The sequence below is a fragment of the Bradyrhizobium sp. USDA 4354 genome (assembly GCF_054060315.1).
Genome location: NZ_JBSSDC010000001.1, coordinates 4093333 through 4115097 on the forward strand (window position 1 = coordinate 4093333; position 21765 = coordinate 4115097).

15 protein-coding genes are annotated in these 21765 nt (G+C 64.8%); 10 read left to right on the forward strand and 5 right to left on the reverse strand.

Going from position 1 to position 21765, the window contains the following annotated elements; genetic code table 11:
- Positions 1–147 precede the first annotated feature (147 nt).
- Both ACVIIV_RS18695 and ACVIIV_RS18700 read left to right on the forward strand, forming a co-directional pair.
- Positions 148–2235 (forward strand): molybdopterin oxidoreductase family protein, encoded by a 2088-nt coding sequence (locus ACVIIV_RS18695; RefSeq protein ID WP_456745462.1) that lies wholly within the window; start codon positions 148–150, stop codon positions 2233–2235.
- Positions 2236–2364: 129 nt separating this feature from the next.
- The gene (locus ACVIIV_RS18700) at positions 2365–3147 is read left to right on the forward strand and encodes an enoyl-CoA hydratase/isomerase family protein (protein ID WP_456745463.1); all 783 of its coding nucleotides are present in this window, start codon (positions 2365–2367) and stop codon (positions 3145–3147) included.
- Between the two features lie 196 nt (positions 3148–3343).
- Here ACVIIV_RS18700 and ACVIIV_RS18705 read toward each other — a convergent pair whose 3' ends face one another.
- From ACVIIV_RS18705 to ACVIIV_RS18715, 3 genes are all read right to left on the reverse strand, one after another.
- Positions 3344–3772 (reverse strand): GlcG/HbpS family heme-binding protein, encoded by a 429-nt coding sequence (locus tag ACVIIV_RS18705; protein WP_456745464.1) that lies wholly within the window; start codon positions 3770–3772, stop codon positions 3344–3346.
- A complete protein-coding gene (locus tag ACVIIV_RS18710) occupies positions 3765–6740 on the reverse strand; it encodes an FAD-binding and (Fe-S)-binding domain-containing protein (RefSeq protein ID WP_456745465.1) in 2976 nt (991 codons plus the stop codon). Before ACVIIV_RS18710 ends, ACVIIV_RS18705 begins: the two co-directional genes overlap by 8 nt.
- Positions 6741–6842: 102 nt before the next feature.
- Positions 6843–7580, reverse strand: coding sequence for a GntR family transcriptional regulator (locus ACVIIV_RS18715; RefSeq protein WP_456745466.1), 738 nt, complete (start codon positions 7578–7580; stop codon positions 6843–6845).
- Positions 7581–7714: 134 nt separating this feature from the next.
- Between ACVIIV_RS18715 and ACVIIV_RS18720 the strand changes: the two genes are divergently transcribed.
- From ACVIIV_RS18720 to ACVIIV_RS18755, 8 genes are all read left to right on the forward strand, one after another.
- A complete protein-coding gene (locus tag ACVIIV_RS18720; protein ID WP_456745467.1) occupies positions 7715–8917 on the forward strand; it encodes a pyridoxal-phosphate-dependent aminotransferase family protein in 1203 nt (400 codons plus the stop codon).
- 138 nt (positions 8918–9055) lie between these two features.
- Complete coding sequence (locus tag ACVIIV_RS18725) at positions 9056–10255, forward strand: pyridoxal-phosphate-dependent aminotransferase family protein (protein WP_456745468.1); 1200 nt, start codon at positions 9056–9058, stop codon at positions 10253–10255.
- A gap of 50 nt (positions 10256–10305) precedes the next feature.
- On the forward strand, positions 10306–11103 hold the full coding sequence (locus ACVIIV_RS18730; protein ID WP_456745469.1) for an enoyl-CoA hydratase/isomerase family protein: 798 nt from the start codon (positions 10306–10308) through the stop codon (positions 11101–11103).
- Between the two features lie 470 nt (positions 11104–11573).
- Positions 11574–15485, forward strand: coding sequence for a beta strand repeat-containing protein (locus tag ACVIIV_RS18735; protein WP_456745470.1), 3912 nt, complete (start codon positions 11574–11576; stop codon positions 15483–15485).
- A 199-nt stretch (positions 15486–15684) separates the two neighbouring features.
- Positions 15685–16659, forward strand: a complete 975-nt coding sequence (locus ACVIIV_RS18740) for a Bug family tripartite tricarboxylate transporter substrate binding protein (protein ID WP_456745471.1) — start codon at positions 15685–15687, stop codon at positions 16657–16659.
- 181 nt (positions 16660–16840) lie between these two features.
- Entirely contained in the window at positions 16841–17383 is a 543-nt protein-coding gene (locus ACVIIV_RS18745) for a tripartite tricarboxylate transporter TctB family protein (RefSeq protein WP_456745472.1), read from the forward strand.
- Between the two features lie 11 nt (positions 17384–17394).
- Positions 17395–18912 carry a tripartite tricarboxylate transporter permease gene (locus ACVIIV_RS18750; protein WP_456745473.1) on the forward strand — a complete coding sequence of 506 codons (1518 nt, stop codon included), beginning with the start codon at positions 17395–17397 and terminating at the stop codon, positions 18910–18912.
- Between the two features lie 160 nt (positions 18913–19072).
- Complete coding sequence (locus ACVIIV_RS18755; protein ID WP_456745474.1) at positions 19073–19939, forward strand: outer membrane protein; 867 nt, start codon at positions 19073–19075, stop codon at positions 19937–19939.
- An 87-nt stretch (positions 19940–20026) separates the two neighbouring features.
- Here ACVIIV_RS18755 and ACVIIV_RS18760 read toward each other — a convergent pair whose 3' ends face one another.
- Together ACVIIV_RS18760 and ACVIIV_RS18765 are read right to left on the reverse strand one after the other, a co-directional pair.
- Complete coding sequence (locus ACVIIV_RS18760) at positions 20027–21220, reverse strand: CaiB/BaiF CoA transferase family protein (RefSeq protein ID WP_456745475.1); 1194 nt, start codon at positions 21218–21220, stop codon at positions 20027–20029.
- A 118-nt stretch (positions 21221–21338) separates the two neighbouring features.
- Positions 21339–21641, reverse strand: coding sequence for a hypothetical protein (locus tag ACVIIV_RS18765; RefSeq protein WP_456745476.1), 303 nt, complete (start codon positions 21639–21641; stop codon positions 21339–21341).
- Positions 21642–21765: the final 124 nt, after the last annotated feature.

Sequence of the window (21765 nt, forward strand, 5' to 3'; positions counted from 1 at the left end):
TGCGCGCAACGGCCATTGTTCGACCTGACCGAGCCGTCTTCGCGATCGCAGCAGGAACCTGCGGCGCGTGCGCTTTGAGCAAATCGCATGGGGCTTGCCGGATAAATGCGCTCGGCTGGCTGGTATTTTGGTGTTACGAACTGGGACATGAACCAGCACGCCAAGATCGAAATCCGCCATTCGACCTGTCCGCATGATTGCCCCTCGGCCTGTGCCCTCGATGTCGAGGTGGTCGAGGGCCGCAGCATCGGCCGCGTCCGCGGTTCGAAAAAGCAGACCTATACGGCCGGCGTGGTCTGCGCCAAGGTTGCCCGTTACGCCGAGCGCATCCATCACCCCGAACGGCTGATTTATCCGATGCGCCGAACGGGTGCGAAGGGCTCCGGGCAATTCGTGCGCATCTCCTGGGACGAGGCGCTGGACGAGATCGCGGAGCGGTTCAATCAGGCCGAGCGCGAGTTCGGCGCGGAATCGGTCTGGCCCTATTACTACGCCGGCACGATGGGCCTCGTGATGCGCGACGGCCTCAACCGCCTCACCCATGTGAAGAAATATTCGCGCTTCTATCAGACCATTTGCGCCAACGTCGCGCGCATCGGCTATGCGATCGGCACCGGCAAGATCGCCGGCGTCGATCCGCGCGAGATGGCGCTGTCCGATCTCGTGGTGATCTGGGGCACCAATCCCGTCAACACCCAGGTCAACGTGATGACGCACGCCTCCCGCGCCCGCAAGGAGCGCGGCGCCAGAATCGCGGCGGTCGACATCTACGACAACGAGACCATGAAGCAGGCCGACATCAAGATCATCCTGCGCCCCGGCACCGACGGCGCCTTCGCCTGCGGCGTGATGCATGTCCTGTTCCGCGACGGCTATGCCGACCGCTCCTACATGGACAAATACACGGACTGCCCGGCCGAGCTCGAGGCGCATCTGAAGACGCGCACGCCGGAATGGGCGTCGAACATTTGCGGCGTGCCGGTGGCGGAAATCGAGGCCTTTGCCAAGGCGGTCGGCGAGACCAAGCGGACCTTCCTCCGCCTCGGTTACGGCTTCACCCGCTCGCGCAACGGCGCGACGCAGATGCATGCTGCGCTCTGCATCCCCGCGGTGACCGGCGCCTGGCAATATGAAGGCGGCGGCGCCTTCTTCAACAATTACGCGCTGTGGCATTTCAACGAATCCATCATCGAAGGCCACGACGCGATCGACAAGTCCACGCGCGCGCTCGACCAGTCGCAGATCGGCCGCATCCTCACCGGCGACGCCGAAGCGCTCCAAGGCAAAGGCCCGGTCAAGGCGATGCTGATCCAGAACACCAACCCGATGACGGTGGCGCCGGAGCAGGCGCTGGTGCGCCAGGGCTTTGCGCGCGAGGATCTGTTCGTCGCGGTGCACGAGCAGTTCATGACCGAGACCGCGCAAATGGCCGACATCGTGCTCCCGGCGACCATGTTCATGGAGCACGACGACCTCTATTACGGCGGCGGCCACCAGCACATCTCGGTCGGGCCGAAGCTGATCGACCCGCCAGGCGAATGCCGCTCCAACCACGAGGTGCTGCAGGCGCTGGCGCGGCGGCTCGGCGCCAAGCATCCCGGTTTCGAGATGACGCCGCGCGAATTGATCGACGCGACGCTGAAGCTTAGCAATCACGGCGACATCGCCGGCCTCGAAGCCGATATCTGGCGCGACCTGCAGCCGGATTTCCGCACATCCCATTATCTCGACGGCTTCGCTCATGCCGACGGCAAATTCCATTTCAAAGCCGATTGGGCGCATCCGCCGTTCGGCCAGACGATGGGCGATTTCGACAAGATGCCTGATCTGCCGGACCATTGGGCGGTGATCGAGCACACCGATCAGGCCCATCCATTCCGGCTCGCCACCAGCCCGTCGCGCAGCTTCCTCAACACCACCTTCAACGAGACGCCGTCCTCGCAGGCGCGCGAGGGCAGGGCCAGCGTGATGATCCATCCGCTCGATGCGGCCGCGCTTGGCATCGCCGATGGCGATGCGGTGACGCTCGGCAACAGCCGCGGCGAGACCACGCTGGTCGCGACGCTGTTCGAGGGCGTGCGGCGCGGCGTGCTGATCGCCGAATCCGTTCACCCGAACAAGGGCCACATCGGCGGCCGCGGCATCAACACGCTGACGGGTGCGGACACCATCGCCCCGATCGGCGGCGCCGCGTTCCACGACAACAAGGTCTGGATCCGGAGAGCGGTCGCCTGAGCGCGCCCGCGATCGCGGCGTAATTTGTGTCGAGGCGCTAAAGCGGCGCCGCGCCGCAGTTTGCGCTTGCACCTCTCGCCCAAGCTGCCGCAAATGGCTGCAAACGGGAGCTAAGGAAGCGAGCGTGCCATGACCGACACCACAGCTGTCATCACCGAGAAGCGCGGGCAGGCGTTCTGGATCACCATCAACCGACCGGAGAAGCGCAACGCGCTGAACGGTGACGTCATCGCCGGCATCAGCAAAGGCTATCGCGACGCGCACGACGATAAGGATGTCCGCGTCATCGTGCTGACGGGCGCGGGCGACAAGGCGTTCTGCGCCGGCGCGGACTTGCAGAATTCCGGCGCGGCCTTCGCGATGGATCATTCCAAGCCGAATGTCGACTATGCCGATCTGCTGCGGCTGTCGCAGAACGCCACCAAGCCTGCGATTGCGCGCATCAGTGGCGTCTGCATGGCCGGCGGCATGGGCCTGCTCTGCATGACCGACATGGCGATTGCGGCGGATCACGTCGTCTTCGGCCTGCCCGAGGTGAAGGTGGGCGTGTTCCCGATGCAGGTGCTGAGTCTGCTCCAGCGCATCGCGCCGCCGCGTCTCGTCAACGAATGGGCGCTCACGGGCGAACCGTTCGACGCCAAGACCGCGCAGGCCGCGGGCCTCCTCAACTACGTCGTGCCCACGGCTGAGCTCGACGCCAAGGTCGACTGGCTGATCGGCCGCATCGTCGACAAGTCCCCGACAGCGATCCGCCGCGGCAAATACGCCATGCGCGCGATCGCTGCGATGTCGTTCGACGAGAGCATCGCCTACACCGAAAGCCAGATCGCGCTGCTCGCGATGACCGAGGACGCGAAGGAAGGGCTGAAGGCGTTTAGCGAGAAGCGCAAGCCGGTCTGGACGGGAAGGTAGAGGGGCCGAGCTGGTTCGAACTGCTTGTTATCCGTCATCCTGAGGTGCGAGTGATGGGGCGCGTCGCGCCCCATCGGGAGCCTCGAAGGATGTACGGCCGAGATGCAGCCGGGCCGTCGCCCTTCGAGGGCCACTGAAGAAGCGGCCACCTCAGGGTGACGGAGATGGTTTAGCGCGAACGCGCTCAGGAATGAGTCTACCCCGCATTCGCCTTCAGCCCCGCCGCCTGGATGCCCGCCACCGCACAGGCCTCGTCGTTGTCGGAGGTGTCGCCGGAGACGCCGACGGCGCCGAGCAGCGTTGCGCCGTCCATGATCAAGACGCCGCCGGGGACCGGCACCAGCGCGCCTTTTGCGATCGTGTTCACGGCGTCGATGAAATAGGCCTGCTCCTGCGCGCGCTGGAACAGGGCCCGCGAGCCCACGCCCATGGCGAGCGCGCCATAGGCCTTGCCGTGGGCGATCTCGCCGCGCATCAGGCTGGTGCCGTCCTGCGCGGCGGCGAGCTTGAGCACGCCGCGGGCATCGAGGATGATGACGACCAGCGGCTTCAGCTTGAGCTCGCCGGCCTTCGCGAAGGCGGCGTCGAGGATCTTGCGGGCGGTGTCGAGCGTGAGGTCAGCCATGGCTGGTTTCCTTTGCGGCTTGAGAAGTGGAATGGGTCTTGGCGCGATCGAGGCTCATCGCCAGCACGCGTGCGACGTGAAGCGCCTCGCGTTGCGTGCCGTCATGGATCTGGTGCCGGCAGGAGGTGCCATCGGCGACGACCAGCGTATCCTGGTCCGCGCGCCGCACGGCCGGCAGCAGCGACAGCTCGGCCATCTCGATCGAGGCATCATAAGTGTCCGCACCATAACCGAACGCGCCGGCCATGCCGCAGCAACTGGACTCGATGGTATCGACCTTGAGGCCCGGGACGAGGCGCAGCACCTGCTCGACCGGCTTCAAGGCGCCAAAGGATTTCTGGTGGCAATGGCCGTGCACAACGGCTTTGTCGGCGACGGTCCCGAGCGGCAGTTGCAGCCTTCCGGCCTCGGCCTCGCGCACCAGAAACTCCTCGAAGGTCAGCGCGTGGGCACCGACCGCCTTGGCGTCGTTGTCCTTGCGCAGCGACGAAAGCTCGTCGCGCAGCGTCAACAGGCAGCTCGGCTCGAGGCCGACGATCGGCACGCCGCGTGCCGCTAACGGCGCGAAGGCCAAAACCAGCCGGTCGAGCTCGGCCTTGGCTTCGTCGACGAGACCGGCAGAGAGGAAAGTGCGGCCGCAGCACAGTGGACGGCTACCGCTCGCAGGTTTTGGTAGATGCACGCGATAGCCGCCAGCCGCGAGCACGCGCAGCGCTGCGTCCAGGTTCTCGCGCTCATAGACCCGATTGAAAGTGTCGGCGAACAGCACGACCTCGCGGCCGGTCTCCGGGCCAACGCTTTCGGCGGGCGGTACGAACACATCGCTGCGGAAGGCGGGGAGCGCCCGGCGCGCGCTGATGCCGGCAAAGCGCTCGAACAGCTTTCGCATCAGCGGGCTGCTGTTGCGCACATTCGCCAGCGGCGCGAAGCGCGAAGCAAGGCCGGCATAGCGCGGCAGATAGCCGACCAGGCGGTCACGCAGCGTCAGTCCATGGGAGGCGGCGCGCGCGGCGAGCACCTCGATCTTCATCTTGGCCATGTCGACGCCGGTGGGGCACTCGTGGCGGCAGGCCTTGCAGGAGACGCAGAGTTTGAGCGTTTCCATCATCTCGTCGGAGGCGAGCGCGTCGGGGCCGAGCTGGCCGGAGATCGCGAGACGCAAAGTGTTCGCTCGCCCTCGCGTGACGTCCTTCTCGTTGCGCGTCGCGCGGTAGGACGGGCACATCACGCCGCCTTCGAGCTTGCGGCAGGCGCCGTTGTTGTTGCACATCTCGACCGCGCCCTGGAAGCCGCCGCCGGCGCCGGGATAAGCCGACCAGTCGAGCTTCGTCTTCAGCTCGCCGACGCGATAGTCCGGCTTGAAGCGGAACAGCGAGCGGTCGTCCATCCTGGGCGCATCGACGATCTTGCCGGGATTGAGAACCCCGGCGGGATCGAACCGCTGCTTCACTTGCCTGAAATCGGAGACGAGACGCTCGCCAAACATCGTCTCGTGAAATTCGGAGCGCACCAGGCCGTCGCCATGCTCGCCGGAATGCGAGCCCTTGTATTCGCGCACCAGCGCAAACGCCTCTTCGGCGATGGCGCGCATCGCCTTGACGTCCTTTTCGAGCTTCAGGTTCAGCACGGGACGCACATGCAGGCAGCCCTCGGAGGCGTGCGCATACATCGTTCCGCTGGTGCCATGCTTGGCGAACACCTCGTTCAGCCGCGCGGTGTAGTCGGCGAGATGCGGCAACGGCACGGCGCAGTCCTCGACGAAGGAGACCGGCTTGCCCTCCTGCTTCATCGACATCATGACGTTGAGACCGGCGGCGCGGAAATCGGCAATGCCGCTCTGCAACGCCGGCTCGGTGATCTCGACCACGCCGCCCCATTTGCGCGCCTCGTTGTTCCAGCCGAAGCCGAGATCGCCCATCAGCTCGGAGAGCTGCTTAAGGCGCACCAGATTGTCGGCCTGATCTTCTTCAGCGAACTCGACCACCAGCACGGCATCCGGATCGCCCTTGATCGCGGCGGAGATGATCGGCCTGAACATCGCGATGTCGCGGCCGAGCGCGATCATTGTGCGGTCGACCAGCTCGACTGCGATCGGCTTGAGCTTGACCAGATGCTGGGCCGCATCCATCGCCTCGTAGAAGCTGCCGAAATGGCAGACGCCGAGCGCCTTGTTGCGGATCACCGGCCAGAGCTTCAGCTCGACCTTGGTGGTGAAGGCGAGGGTGCCTTCCGACCCGACCAGGAGATGCGCCATGTTGTTCGGCGCGTTGCGCGGCACCAGGGCATCGAGATTATAGCCGCCGACGCGGCGCTGCACTTTCGGAAAGCGCGCGGCGATCTCCTCGGCCTCGCGCGTGCCGAGATCGAGCATGTGGCGGAACAGCGCGCGGGTGCTGCCGGGCGCCTCGACGTCCGAGAGATCGCGCGAGACCTCGCCGAAACGGCTCAGCGTGCCGTCGGCGAGCGATGCCTCCATCGAGAGCGTGTTATCGCGCATGGTGCCGTAACGCAGGCTGCGGCCGCCGCAGGAATTGTTGCCGGCCATGCCGCCGATGGTGGCGCGGGAGGCGGTGGAGACGTCGACCGGAAACCACAGGCCGTGCGTTTTGAGCTGGCGGTTGAGGTCGTCGAGCACGATGCCGGGCTCGACCATGCAGGTGCGGCCCTCGACGTCGAGCGACAGGATGCGGTTCAGGTGCTTGGAGAGATCGATCACGAGCCCGTCATTGACGGTCTGGCCGCATTGCGAGGTGCCGCCGCCGCGCGGGGTGACCTTCATCCGCTCGTCGCGGGCGATCGCCAGCGCCCGCCGCGCTTCGTCCATGGTCCGCGGCACCACCACGCCGGCCGGCATGATCTGATAGAACGAGGCGTCGGTGGCGTAGCGGCCGCGGCTGAAGCCGTCGAACAGGACGTCGCCGGTCATTTCCGCGCGCAGGCGCCGTTCGAGCGAGGAGGCGTTGGTCATCCCTGATCCCGGACTGCCCCAGCGAGGCTCAGCCTTGCTGAGTTATTCATTATGGTTCCAGACCGATTATATTATGAATGCAAAATCAGCAAGCCGAGCCCCTTAAGGCGAGGCCGGCGCGCCCTCTTGGGGCTCGGTCAGGTGCTCGATTGCGGCCGTCCGCTTGTTGCGCAGGTGCTGGAACAGGATGTCGCTGAGCTCGCTCGCAGCCCGGCGGCGCAGCGCATCGAGAATAGCTTCATGCTCGCGCATCGCCTCCGCCCAGCGCTGCCGCTTACGGGCGAAATTGGCGGAGTAGCGGACGCGACGGATCCGCCCGGCAAAGCTGGCGTAGGCGGTCTTCAGCGTCTCGTTGCGCGCGGCGGCGACGATGCTCTCGTGAATGCGCTGATTGGTTTGGAAATAGCCGTGCATATCGCGGTGCAGATAGTGGCCGTACATCTCGTAATGCAATTGCTCGATCGCGGTGATTTCCGCATCCGTGATGGCCTCGCAGGCCAGCCGCCCGGCCAGGCTTTCCAGTCCGGCCATGACGTCGAACAGCTCTTCCAGGTCGTGCTGGCTGAGTTGGCGGACCCGCGCGCCACGGTTCGGCAAGAGCTCGATCAGGCCCTCGGCGGCGAGCACCTTCAGTGCCTCGCGCAAGGGCGTGCGGGAGATGCCGAGCATCTCGCAGAGCTGCCGCTCGGGAACCCGTGCGCCCTCGGGAATGTTGCCTTCGACCACGTAGTCGCGCAGCCGCAGCAGGATCTCGCCGTGAAGCGAGGCCTCCTGGCGGTCGCCGCCATTGCCGGCGGGCGGGGTGATCGGGACCCCGGTATCGGGAATCGTGGATTTCATTTGGAGTACAGTAGTTTGCCCGTTTGGTCGCGTCGACGTCCACAATCGGATACCAGATTTCGATTGAAGAGACAAAAAATGAATGCAAAATACCTGGCTGAGCCGGCCAGAACCCGTCGACAGGGAGGTTTTTCATGCATCAGGGACGCCATTTCCTTCAGATTCCGGGCCCGAGCCCGGTTCCCGAGCGCGTCCTGCGCGCCATGGACATGCCTGTTATCGACCACCGCAGCGCGGAGTTCGGTGAGCTCGGCCGCACAGTGCTCGAAGGCAGCCAGAAGATCTTCCAGACCAAGGGCCCCGTGGTGATCTTCCCCTCGTCGGGGACCGGCGCCTGGGAGGCCGCGATCGTCAACACGCTGTCGCCGGGCGACAAGGTGCTGATGGTGGAGACCGGCCATTTCGCCACCATGTGGCGGCAGATGGCCGGCCGATTCGGCATCGAGGTCGATTTCGTCCCTGGCGACTGGCGCCGCGGCGCCGATCCCGCGGTGATCGAGGCAAAGCTTGCCGAGGACACCGCGCGCGCGATCAAGGCCGTCATGGTCGTGCACAACGAGACCTCGACCGGCGCGACCAGCCGCATCGCCGAGATCCGCGCCGCGATCGACCGCGCGTCGCATCCGGCGCTCTTGATGGTCGACACCATCTCCTCGCTCGGCTCGATCGACTACCGCCACGACGAGTGGAAGGTCGATGTCAGCGTCAGCTGCTCGCAGAAGGGTTTCATGCTGCCGCCCGGCCTCGGCTTCAACGCGATCTCAGAGAAGGCGCTGGCGGCGTCCAGGACCAACAAGATGCCGCGCTCCTATTTCGACTGGGAGGAGATGCTCAAGCCGAACGCAAAAGGCTTCTTCCCCTACACGCCCGCCACCAATCTGCTCTACGGCCTGCGCGAGGCGATCGCGATGCTGCTCGAAGAGGGACTCGACAACGTGTTCGCTCGCCACCAACGGCTCGCAGCCGCAACGCGCGCCGCCGTGAATCATTGGGGCCTCGAGATCCTCTGCCAGGAGCCGGCCGAGTACTCACCGGTGCTCACCGCGGTGCTGATGCCGCCGGGGCATGATGCCGATCAGTTCCGGAAAGTGGTGCTCGACAATTACAACATGTCGCTCGGCTCGGGCCTGTCGAAGGTCGCCGGCAAGGTCTTTCGCATCGGTCACCTCGGCGAATGCAACGCGCTGACGCTGCTCGGCGCGCTCACCGGCGTCGAGATGGGCCTGTCGGTCGCCGGCGTGCCGCATCGCTCCGGCGGTGTCGACGTCGCGATGAAGCTCCTGGAGCAGCGCCCGCAGGGCAATGCCTCGCCGCATCTGAAGGTGGTCGGCACGTAAGGGTGGTCGCGACGCGCGGCGGTGGAGGGGGCAGGCCGGCCGTTTTGCGCGGACGACCCCTTTTGGAGGAGAGGACAAGCCGGTCAAATGGTGCTATTCGGCGCCCACCAAACCAAGGCTAGACCGGGAAGGACGCCGATGACCGTGCATACTGGAAGGCATTTCTTACAGATTCCAGGACCGACCAACGTGCCCGATCGGGTGCTGCGGGCGATGGACATGCCGACGCTGGACCATCGCGGTCCGGAGTTCGCCGAGCTCGGTTTCGCCGTCCTCGCTGCCATGCAGCGCGTGTTCCGCACCAAGCAGCCCGTGATCATCTTTCCCTCGTCCGGCACCGGCGCGTGGGAAGCAGCGATGGTCAACGTGTTCGCGCCTGGTGACAAGGTCCTGATGTGCGAGACCGGCCAGTTCGCCGTGCTGTGGCGCGGCATCGCCGACAAGTTCAAACTCGACGTCGACTTCATCCCGAGCGACTGGCGCCATGGTGCCGATCTCGCCGAGATCGAGAAGCGCCTCGCTGCCGACAAGCAGCACGCGATCAAGGCGGTCTGCGTCGTCCACAACGAGACCTCGACCGGCTGCGTGACGCCGCCCGCGGAAGCGCGCAAGATCCTCGACCGCACGAAGCATCCGGCGCTGCTGATGGTCGACACCATCTCCGGCCTCGGCTCGATGGAATATGAGCACGACGCTTGGGGCATCGACGTCTCCGTTGCGGGCTCGCAGAAGGGACTGATGCTGCCGCCGGGCCTCGGCTTCAACGCGGTCTCCGAGAAGGCGCTCGCCGTCGCCAAGGCCAACCCGGGCATGCGCTCCTACTGGGACTGGCAGGAGGTCATCAGCTTCAACAAGCTCGGCACCTTCCCCTACACGCCCGCGACCAACCTGCTCTACGGTCTGCGTGAAGCGGTTAAGATGCTGGAGGAGGAGGGGCTGGAGAACGTCTGGTCCCGCCACAAGCGCCACAGCGCCGCGACGCGTGCTGCGGTCAAGGTCTGGGGCCTGGAGACCCAGTGTGCCGATCCCGCCGCGCATTCGCCGGCGCTGACCGGCGTGCGCGTGCCCGAGGGCCATGACGCCGACGCCTTCCGCAAGGTGGTGCTGGAAAACTTCGACATGTCGCTCGGCACCGGCCTGAACAAGGTCAAGGGCAAGGTGTTCCGCATCGGCCATATCGGACATTTCAACGATCTGATGCTGATGGGTACGCTCGCCGGCGTCGAGATGGGCCTCGATCTTGCAAAGATCCCGCACCGGAGCGGCGGCGTGCTGGCGGCCATGGACGTCCTGAAGGGACGCGACGTGGTGCCGATGACGAAGGCCCAGGTGGCTTAGGCTTAGCGGTTCAGGTGGCCTGAACCAGCATAACGAAGAAGAGACGCGCGATGAACCTACCTGCGACTGCCAACGAAGACCTGCTCTACTCCGTCCAGGACGGCATCGCGCGGATCACCTTCAACCGCCCACAGGCGCGCAACGCCATGACCTTCGCCATGTATGACCGCATGGCGGAGATCTGCCAGGAGATCAACGCCGATCGCTCGATCAAGGCGCTGATCCTGACCGGCGCCGGCGACAAGGCGTTCGCCTCCGGCACCGACATCTCGCAATTCCGCGCCTTCAAGACCGCGCAGGATGCGCTCGACTACGAGGCGCGGATCGATCGCGTGCTCGGCACGCTCGAGCAGTGCCGCGTGCCCGTGATCGCGGCCATTGCCGGCGCCTGCACCGGCGGCGGTGCCGGCATCGCGGCCTGCTGCGATCTTCGCATCGGCACCGAGACGACACGGATGGGCTTTCCGATCGCGCGCACGCTCGGCAACTGCCTGTCGATGTCGAATATCAGCCGCGTCGTCGCGCTGGTTGGTCCCGCCCGCACCAAGGATATGATCTTTAGGGCGCGCCTGGTCGAGGCGCAGGAGGCGCTGGCACTCGGCCTGCTCAACGAGGTCGTGCCCGACGTCGAAACGCTGCAACGCCGCGCCGACGAGACTGCAAAGCTTGTCGCCAGCCACGCGCCGCTGACGCTGGAGGCGACCAAGGAAGCGGTGCGCCGCATCCGCCGCACGCTGTCGCGCGAGGAGGGCGAGGACCTCATCCTCAAGGCCTATATGAGCGAAGATTTCCGCGAGGGCATGGACGCCTTCCTCAACAAGCGCGCACCCGTCTGGAAGGGCAAGTAGCGGCAACACTTCACGCGCTGCTGCATGCGCCTCGGCGCAAGAAAATTGAAAACGACGGCTGACATGTGTCGGCAGTCGTTCACGACGCGCAGGGTTGTGGCAAATTTTTCAATTGGTTCCGCTCTACTAGAGCCGCGCCATGTGGCTTTCGCATCGACATTGACGCTACTGCAACCTAGGGAATAAGATCACTGAGGTTGCACGCTATCGCCCATTTTCCGAATCGGTTAGGTCAGTCGTTTCTCGCTGGCAACGCTGCAACCAGAAGTCATTGTACTGAAAAACTAACGAAGTACGTTCGACCACGCGAGCCGCGCCGAATTCATTGCTGCTGACCATCCCGACGCCAGGCACGATCTCGCGAACAAGCCAAGACCGTTGAGTCACGTCTGATTTCTCGGACCGATCAGTCACGTCGCCGCGACCTCATGCGGCGACGCCTTCATGGCAACGCAGGCAGGGATTTTTCCATGACCAACCACACGCCGGTTTTCACCTCGTCGTCCGCAACGGGCAGCTTCACCGAATTTGCCAACCTCAACGATTCAACCACGCTGCATACGCTGTCCGGGACCATGAGCTTCAGGGACAGCGACAGGACCGACACCCATACGACGTCGGCGACGCTGCATTCCGCGGTGGTGTCAGGCGGAACGACCGTCCCGGCGGCCTCGCTCGCCCATTTCCAGAGCGCGATGCAATCGCAGATCCTGAGCGATGCAAACGGCTCGGGCCAGCTCAAATGGAGCTTCAGCGACGCCGATGAGGATTTCGATTTCCTCGCCAAGAACCAGACGCTGGTCCTGACCTACGACATCAAAGTCTTCGACAATCACGGCGGCTTCGCCATCCAGACGGTCAAGATCACCGTCACCGGGACCGACGACAAGCCCGTCATCAACATGACGACGGCGGCGGCAACCGTCGCCGAGCAGACCAACCAGACGCTGTCGCTCTCTCCCGACACGGTTCACGTCGCGCTCAACTTCACCGACGACGACCTCGCCAACACCGGGCACACCGCGACCGTGACAGGCGTCTCCGCCTCCGGCGCCACCGCGGGCCTGTTGCCGGGGCCGTTCGGCTATGCCGAGCTGATGTCGTTCTTCCACGTCGACAACGTCGTCAAGGCTTCCGGCTCCTCGACCGGCACCATCAACACCACCTTCTCCGCGCCCGATCTCGCCTTCGATTATCTGGCCGCTGGCCAGCATCTCGACATCACCTACACCGTGCAGCTCGACGACCATGCCGGCGGAGTTTCCACTCAAACCGTCACCGTGACGGTGGTCGGCACCAACGACAGGCCGCTGTTCCTGTCGTGCCCGGAATCGGCCGCTCTGGTCGAAGATCAGAATGTCGACCCGGGCGGCAATCTCACCGCGCATGACAGCCTGGTCTTCACCGACATCGATCTCGCCGACGCGCACACCGTTTGGACGACGGTCACGGCGAGCCGCTCGGGCGGCGGCGCGATACCCCTGACGAATGCGCAATTGCTCGCCGCGTTCGGCACCTCGCTCCAGGACTCGACCGGCCATCTGATCGGCGAGGTCGACTGGAATTTCGCGTTTCCAAATTCCTCGGCCAATTTCCTCAACGGCGGCGAGACGCTCAAGCTCGTCTATCACGTCACCGTCACCGATCCCTCCGGGGCCGCCACGACCCAGGACGTCACCATCACGATCCTCGGTGTCAATGAGCCCGTCGTGATATCGAGTGGTCCACAATCCTCCACCGTGGCCGAGCAGGACGCCACCACCGGCTCCCCCGTCCTCGATACGACGCCGACGACCCCGGCCGGCACGCTGGCCTTTACCGACGAGGACACCAGCGACACGCACACAGTGACGGTGACGCTGGACTCGGCCTCAGGGCCAACGCCGCCAGCCGCGACACAGGCCGATCTCGCTGCGGCGCTGACGACGACGCTGCACGATTCCACCGGCACCGGCAGCGGCAGCATCGATTGGGATTTTGCGATTGCCGATCAGGATCTCGACTATCTCGCCGCTGGCGAGACGCTGACGGTGACCTATAACGTCACGGTCGCGGACGGCTCGACCAGCGCGACGCAGACCGTCTCCGTCGTCATCGCCGGCGCCAACGACGCGCCGGCGATCACGAGCGGACCGGGATCCGCCGCGCTGTCCGAGCAGCCGGGGGTGACCGGATCGCCGTCGCCCGATACGACGAGCCCGGTGCCGACGGGCACGCTGAGCTTTGGCGACGTCGATTTGTCGGACACGCATTCGGTCAGCGTGGTGCTGGATTCCGCAGTGTGGTCGGCCAATAGTTTCGCCGTCCCGGCGCAGACGCTGGTGGACCTGCAATCGGCGCTCGCCACGGTGCTGCACGATTCCGCTGGCAACGGCTCTGGCAGCATCGACTGGACTTTCAGCATCGCCGATGCCGATCTCGATTTCTTGAGCCTCGGCGAGACGCTGACGGTGCAATATTCTGTCAACGTCTGGGACGGCTTCGTCAATTCGGCCCAGACCGTCACCGTCACGATCGATGGTGCCGCCGATCCGCTGGTCCTGACGCCGCTGACGATCGCAGCGTCCGATACCGCGGGCCCTGACGCCGGCACGCCAATCGCGACCGGCGCCATCTTTGACATCACGCAGCCGGTGGACTCGAGCACGCCGCGGACCATCACCGAGGTCAACGGCAGCGCCGCCAGTGTCGGCAATGCGGTCGCCGGTGCGCATGGAACGCTGGTGCTCAACGCCGATGGCTCCTACGGCTATGTCGCGGATTCCTCGGTGGACGCGCTTCTCGCCGGCGACGGCGTCACCGACCAGTTCACCTTTACCGTCGATGACGGCCAGGGCCATCAGGCCTCGACCACGCTGACCTTCGACATCGCCGGCGCCAACGACAATCCGCAGGTCACGGCGGCCAATCTCAGCGGATCGGTCACCGAGGATGCCGGCCCACCGGTGATCCTCAATGGCGATTTCGAAGCCGGCAATTTCGCCAATTGGACAGTGAGCGGCGGCGGACACATCCGCGTCGCACAACTCGAGCTCGGCGGCAGCTTCGGTCATTACTCGGTCGAGCTGCTCGCGAACAGCAGCCCGGAAACGCTGTCGCAGAACGTCGCGACCGCGCCGGGCCAGCACTATTTCGTCAGCTTCGACGTCATCGGCGATCCCGAGAGTGTCAACGCGCCGTTCACGGTGTCGTGGGACGGCGTGACGATCCTGTCGCTCGCCAACGTGCCGTCCGGCGTCAACCACTATTCCTTCGACGTGCTCGGCGACGGCTTGCTGTCGTCCACGCTGCTGCAGTTCTCCTATGAGGACGACGGCACCGGCATGATCCTCGATTCGGTCAACGTCAGTCCGGCAACGGGACCGGTCACCGAATCCACGGAAGGCGCGCTGTCGTTCTCCGACGTCGACGCCGGGGATACGCACAGCGCAAGCTTCGTGCCGAGCGACAGCGGTTATGTCGGCACGTTCTCGCTCGATCCGGTCAGCGAGGCCGCCGGCGCCGGAACCGTCGCCTGGCACTTCACGGTGAACAATGCCGACATCCAGTTCCTGGCGCAGGGGCAGACGCTGACCCAGGACTATCTGGTGACGATCGCCGACAACAATGGCGGCTCGACCACGCAGGACGTCACCGTCACCATCATCGGCACCAATGACGCGCCGACTGCGGTCGGCGAGACTGTCATCACCGACGTCGGCGCCAGCGCGACGGTCGAGATCCCCAGTTGGGCGCTCGCCTTGAACGACACCGACCCCGACACGATCGACCGCCTTTCGCTCGGTACGATCACCACAAGCTCCCGCGGCAGCGCCTTCAGCTTCGGGAATGCCTTCTTCAGCGATGACGCGACGCTCGGCGGCTCGTTCAGCTACACGACCTCCGACGGCACGACGACCTCGTCCAATATTGCGAGCGCGACCATCCTCAACAACGCGGCCGGCGCGACCGCGTTGGCTGGGACCGGCGGCGACGATATCCTGATTGCCACCAACGGGTCCGAGACGATGAGCGGAGGCGGCGGCAACGACGTCCTGATCGCCACAGCGACTGGCAATGCCATGACCGGCGGCGGTGATAACGACATCTTCGCCTTCCTCCAGCCGTCCGGTCCGAGCACGGTCGGCGATTTCAACAACGTCACCGAGCAGGACCGGATCGCGGTCTCGGCGAGCGGCTTTGGCGGCGGGTTGATGGCTGGGATGGAGGTGACGTTCGAAACCTCAGGCGACGATGTGTTCTCGGGATCCTCCCAATTCCATTTCGACACCGGCAACCAGACGCTCTATTACAGCGCCGACGGGACGCGAGGCGCGGCGGTCGCATTGGTCACCGTCCAGAATGGCGTGCTGCTCAATCAGCACGACATATTGGTCGTGTAGGCCCTCGCCATCGCGCCGAGGCGCGGGCCCAAGCAGGCCCGCGCTTTTGTGCGCCGCGCCATTCTCAGTCCAAAGTCATAACGGGGATGATGCAGGATGGCTTGAACTCGGCCGGATTCGTCAGCACAATGGGTGCTGAATTCGTCTCTGAATTTCCAATCCAAACAAGAACATAGGGAAGACGCACGTGGGACATGGAATGAAGGCCGCAATTGCGCTTGCGGCCGCGCTTTGCGGCACGCCGGCTTTTGCGGGCTGGGAGCCGACGAAACCGGTCGAAATCGTGGTGGCCGCCGGCGCGGGTGGCGCTTCCGATCAGATGGCGCGGATGATGCAGGCCGCGATCCAGAAGAACAATCTGATGAAGCAGCCGATCGTCGTCTCGCTCAAGGGCGGCGCATCGGGCGCGGAAGCGCTGATGTACATGAAATCCAGCGAGGGCGATCCGAACAAGGTGCTGATCGCCTATTCGCTGATCTACATGCTGCCGCTGTCGGCGAAGATCCCGTTCAACTGGCGTGAGCTGACGCCGGTCTCTGTGGTCGCGCTCGACCAGTTCGTGCTGTGGGACAACAGCGCAGGTCCCAAGACGGTGAAGGAATTCGTCGCGGCCGCGAAGGCCGCAAGCTCGCCGTTCAAGATGGGCGGCACCGGCTCCAAGCGCGAGGACCACGTGCTCACGGTGTTCCTCGAGCAGAAGACCGGCGCGAAATTCTCCTATCTGCCCTACAAGTCCGGCGGCGAGGCCGCGACCCAGCTGGTCGGCAACCACACCGAGGCCAACGTCAACAATCCATCCGAAAATCTCGAAGTCTGGCGTGCCGGCCAGGTGCGTCCGCTCTGCGTGTTCGACAAGGAGCGCATCTCCTACACCGGCAAGGTGACGGAGACGCAGTCCTGGGCTGACATCCCGACCTGCAAGGAGGAGGGCGTCGACGTGCAGTATCTGATGCTGCGCGCGATGTTCCTGCCCGGCAAGGTCACGCCGGAGCAGCAGGCGTTCTATGTCGATCTGTTCCACAAGGTGACGCAGACCGCGGAATACAAGGAGTACATGGAGAAGCAGGCGCTGAAGCCGATCTTCCTCACCGGCAAGGACATGGTGCAGTTCCTCGAGGAGGACGATGCCATCAACAAGTCGCTGATGACGGAAGCCGGCTTCGTCGCGAAGTAGCTTGTTGTTCTTCGCCTCTCCCCGCGTGCGGGGAGAGGTCGGATTGTATCGAAGATGCAATCCGGGTGAGGGGGCTCTCCGCGAGTCTGACTCTCACCGTCCTCGTGGAGACTCCCCTTCACCCTAACCCTCTCCCCGCAAGCGGGGGAGAGGGGATTGGCCACAGCGATTCGCTCAACTCATGTCCCAAACCGATATCGAAATCGTCGTCGACGATCCGACCGCGCCTGAAGACGACTCGCCCTCCGTCGTCTCCTCCGGCACGATCGAGATCCTCGTCTGCCTCCTCCTGCTCGCGCTCGCCGTCACGCTCGGCTACGACAATTGGCGCACCGGCGCGTCCTGGGATGCGACCGGGCCGGAGCCCGGTTATTTCCCGTTCTATCTCTCCATCATCCTCGGCGGCGGCAGCCTCTATGGCCTGATCGCGGCGCTCGTCTCGCACCGTGCGGCGCGCGAGACCTTCGTCACGCGCGCGCAGGCCCGCCGCGTGGTGGCGGTGTTCGTGCCGACGCTGCTGTTCTGCCTGGTGACGCAGTTCCTCGGCCTCTATGTCGCGAGCTTCCTCCTGATCGCGGGCTTCATGCGCCTCGTCGGCAAGATCGCGCTGTGGAAGTCGCTGCTCACCGCTTTCGTGTTCACGGCGATCATGTTCGTCACCTTCGATATCGCCTTCGACGTCATCATGCCGAAAGGGCCGCTCGAAGCGGCCTTCGGTCGCTAGGCGGTCCCGCGATGGAAGCTTTTGGTCTCCTGCTCCACGGTTTTGCCGTCTTGCTGACATGGAAGACGCTCGTCCTGATGATGGTGGGGCTGGTGCTCGGCATCTTCGTCGGCGTGCTGCCCGGGCTCGGCGGCCCCAATGGCGTTGCGATCCTGTTGCCGCTGACCTTCACGATGGACCCGACTTCGGCGATCGTGATGCTGTCCTGCATCTATTGGGGCGCGCTGTTTGGCGGCGCGATCACCTCGATCCTGTTCAACATCCCGGGCGAGGCCTGGTCGGTCGCGACCACGTTCGACGGCTATCCGATGGCTCAGCAGGGCAGGGCGGCGGAGGCGCTGACCGCGGCGTTCACGTCCTCATTCATCGGCTCGCTGGTCGCCGTGCTCTTGATCACGTTCCTTGCTCCGATGATCTCGTCCTTCGCGCTGAAGTTCGGCCCGCCCGAGTTCTTCGCGGTGTATCTGCTCACCTTCTGCTCCTTCGTCGGCCTCGGGCGCGAGGCCAAGCACAAGACGGTGATCTCGATGTCGCTGGGCCTGCTGCTCGCCGGCATCGGCATGGATACCGTGTCCGGCAATCTGCGCATGACTTTCGGCTCGCCGGAGCTGCTCCGCGGCATCAACTTCCTGGTCGCCGTCATCGGCCTGTTCGGCATCAGCGAGATCCTGCTGACGATGGAGGAGCGCCTCGCGTTGCGCGGACACGCGGCGGGGATTTCGCTCCGCGTCGTGCTCGGCGTCTGGAGGGACCTGCCGAAGTACTGGGTCACGCTGGTGCGCTCCTCCTTCATCGGCTGCTGGCTCGGCATCACCCCGGGCGGCGCGATCGCGGCCTCCTTCATGGGCTACAACCTGGCAAAACGCTTCGCCAAGGAGTCCGAAACTTTCGGCAAGGGCCGCATCGAAGGTGTGTTCGCGCCGGAGACGGCGGCGCATGCCTCCGGCACCTCGGCGCTGCTGCCGATGCTGGCGCTCGGCATTCCCGGCTCGGGCACGGCCGCGATCCTGCTCGGCGGCCTCATGGTGTGGGGGCTCAATCCGGGACCGCTGCTGTTCGTCGAGCACAAGGATTTCGTCTGGGGCCTGATCGCCTCGATGTATCTCGGCAATGTCGTCGGCCTGGTGCTGGTGCTGACGACGGTGCCGATCTTCGCCTCGATCCTGCGCGTGCCGTTTGCGGCGGTGGCGCCGATGATCGTGGTGTCCTGCGCGATCGGCGCCTACGCGATCCAGAACGCGATGTTCGACATCTGGCTGATGCTCGGCTTCGGAATCGTCGGCTACGTCTTCAAGAAGATCGGCATTCCGCTGGCGCCGTTTACCCTCGCGCTCGTGCTCGGCAATCGCGCCGAGGACGCCTTTCGTCTGTCGATGATCGGCTCCGGCGGCGACCTCAAGGTGTTCTGGTCGAACGGCCTGGTCGGCTCGATCACGACACTGGCGATTCTGCTGCTGTTTTGGCCGGTCATCGACAATCTGCTCGGTCGCATCGGATGGGCGCAGCGGGCCCGGGCGCCATCGCAATAAGCTAAATCTCCTTCATATTCAAAAGCATATCGCGGAAATGTCGTTGTAGTCCAGGGCGCCACACGCCTCGATTGTTTCTGGATGTTGCAGGCGTGGCACAGCTCTTTGGCGTTCCTCGACGTATATTCATCACGAAGTCGTGCAAAAGGGGGAACTTCCCATGAAGCGGATAGTGATTGGAATGGCGGCGGCGATGTCGCTGTTTGCGACGGGCGCGCTGGCCGCCGATCTCGCGGCAAGGCCCTATGTCAAGGCACCAATCGTCGACCCGGTCTGGAGCTGGACCGGCTTCTACGTCGGCGCCAATGGCGGATACAGCTGGGGCCGCTCGCGCACGGACGTTTCCTACTTCAACTCGGCCACGGGTGCAGCGATCGCGCCCCCGGCGGGATCCATCACCAGCGGCTCGTTCGACATGAACGGCGCTGTCGCCGGTGGCCAGGCCGGTTACAACTGGCAGAACGCGAATTGGGTGTACGGCATCGAGGGCGACCTGAATTGGTCTGACGAGAAGGGCCGCGCGACCTTCAATTGCGGCGGCGTCGCGCCTGCCGGCGGGCCCTGCCTTCCCGGCCTGACGTTCCTCCCACCGGGCGGTCTGGCCGGCACCACTCTGACGGTCGATCAGCATCTCCAATGGTTCGGCACGGTCCGCGGCCGCATCGGTATCCTGGCAACCCCGAAGGTCCTGTTCTACGGCACCGGCGGTTTGGCCTTCGGCGAGATCAAGACGACAGGCACCATGACCGGCTTCACCCCCGCCGGTGTGGCGATCGCCTCGATCGGCACGAACTCGACGACGCGCGCCGGCTGGACGGTTGGTGTGGGTGTCGAAGGCAAGATCACGCAGAACTGGAGCGCCAAGCTCGAATATCTCTACATGGACCTCGGGCGTTTCTCGTCCGGTCCGTTCACGCTGGCACCGGCCTCCACGATCAGCGCCGACGTCTCGTCGCGCTTCACCGATCACATCCTGCGCGCCGGCATCAACTATCAGTTCGGCGGCCCGGTGGTTGCCAAGTACTGAGCAAGTACCGAGATCAACAAAGGCGTCAACTACAAGCAAAGCCCGGCTCACGCCGGGCTTTGTCGTTGCAGACGGTGCGCGTGAGGTTCACACCACCTTGGCGTCCCTGAGTTTGCTGATCTCGTCCGCACTGAGGCCGAACTCCTTCAGCACCTCGTCGGTCTGCTCGCCGAATTCCGGCGGCCGCGCCACCATCCTGCTCGGCGTGCGCGACAGCGTCACGGGCTGGCCGACCAGGCGGATGTGGCGGCCCTCGTCGTTCGGCACGTCCTGCGCAATGCCGAGATGCTTGACCTGGGCGTCCTCGAACATCTGGTCGATGGCATAGATCGGCCCGCAGGGCACGCCGGCTTCGTTGAGCTCGCGGACCCAGTTCTCGGTCGACTTCGTCACGGTGCGCTTCTCGATCTCGGCGTTGAGCGCATCGCGGTTCTTGGAGCGGGCAGGGGCGGTCGCATAGTCGGGATGGTTGTAAAGCTCGGGCGCGCCGATCGCCTGCGCACAGCGCTCCCAGATCCGCCCGCCTGTGGTGGCGATGTTGATGTATCCGTCGGAGGTCTTGAACACGCCGGTCGGAATGCTGGTCGGATGGTTGTTGCCGGCCTGCTTGGCGACCTCTTTCTCCATCAGCCAGCGTGCGGCCTGGAAGTCGAGCATGAAAATCTGCGCCTGCAGCAGCGATGTCTGCACCCACTGGCCCTTGCCCGAAACCTCGCGTTCGAGCAGTGCGGTGAGGATGCCCATGGCGCAGAACAGGCCCGCCGTGAGGTCGGCGACGGGAATGCCGACCCGCATCGGGCCTTCGCCCGGCGCCCCGGTGATCGACATCAGCCCGCCCATGCCTTGCGCTATCTGATCGAAGCCTGGCCGCTTGTGATAGGGCCCATCCTGGCCGAAGCCGGAGATGCTGCCATAGACGATGCGCGGGTTGATCTTCGCGAGGCTCTCATAGTCGATGCCGAGCTTCTTCTTTACGTCGGGCCGGAAATTCTCGACCACGACGTCGGCCTTGGCGGCGAGGCGCTTGAACAATGCGAGCCCGCGCTCGTCCTTCAGGTTCAGCGTCATGGCCCGCTTGTTGCGGTGCAAATTCTGGAAGTCGGAACCGCGCCGCGGCCCCCCCGGCTGCTCGCCGCCGGCATCCTCGGTCAGCGCGTCGATCTTGACGACATTGGCGCCCCAGTCCGCCAGCTGCCGCACGCAGGTGGGCCCGGAGCGGACGCGGGTCAGATCGAGCACGGTGAAGCGCGACAGGGCTTCCGAGGCATGCGGAAAGGGCATCTTGAGAGGCTCCGGGACAGATTGCGGGCCTACCATAGTGCCGAAAGATCACGCGACAAGCCGGCCCGGCGCCGATGCCGCCTGCCGAAACGCCATGCCTGACGTGGTGCCCGAGAGATCAGCGCGACAGGCGCTTCAACTCCGTGCGTGCCTGCTCGGCCAGGGGATTATCGCCGTGGCGCGCAATGAAGAGCTCGAGCGCCTGGCGCGTTCCCTTGCGGCGGGCGGCTTCGTACTCCTCTGCCACCGCGACGGCGGGATCGCGGGCCATCGGCATGGAGGGCTCACGCGCCGCCTTGCCGCTGTCGTCCGCCTTGGCTTTCTCCACCATGACAGGCAGTCCTCCGAGGGGGTGATGGTCCAGTCCGGCGAGCGCCATCAAGGCGCCAAACAGACCGGCTATGAGTGAACGTCGCTTCATGAAACCCTGCAAATTACGGGTGCCGCAGGAACCGAGGCTGTTGTTCTCGCCCCGTATGACTACCGGATCTGATTGCTAACACAGTCTTATGGAAGAGGGGCAGGCGGAGCTGCCCAATTTAAAC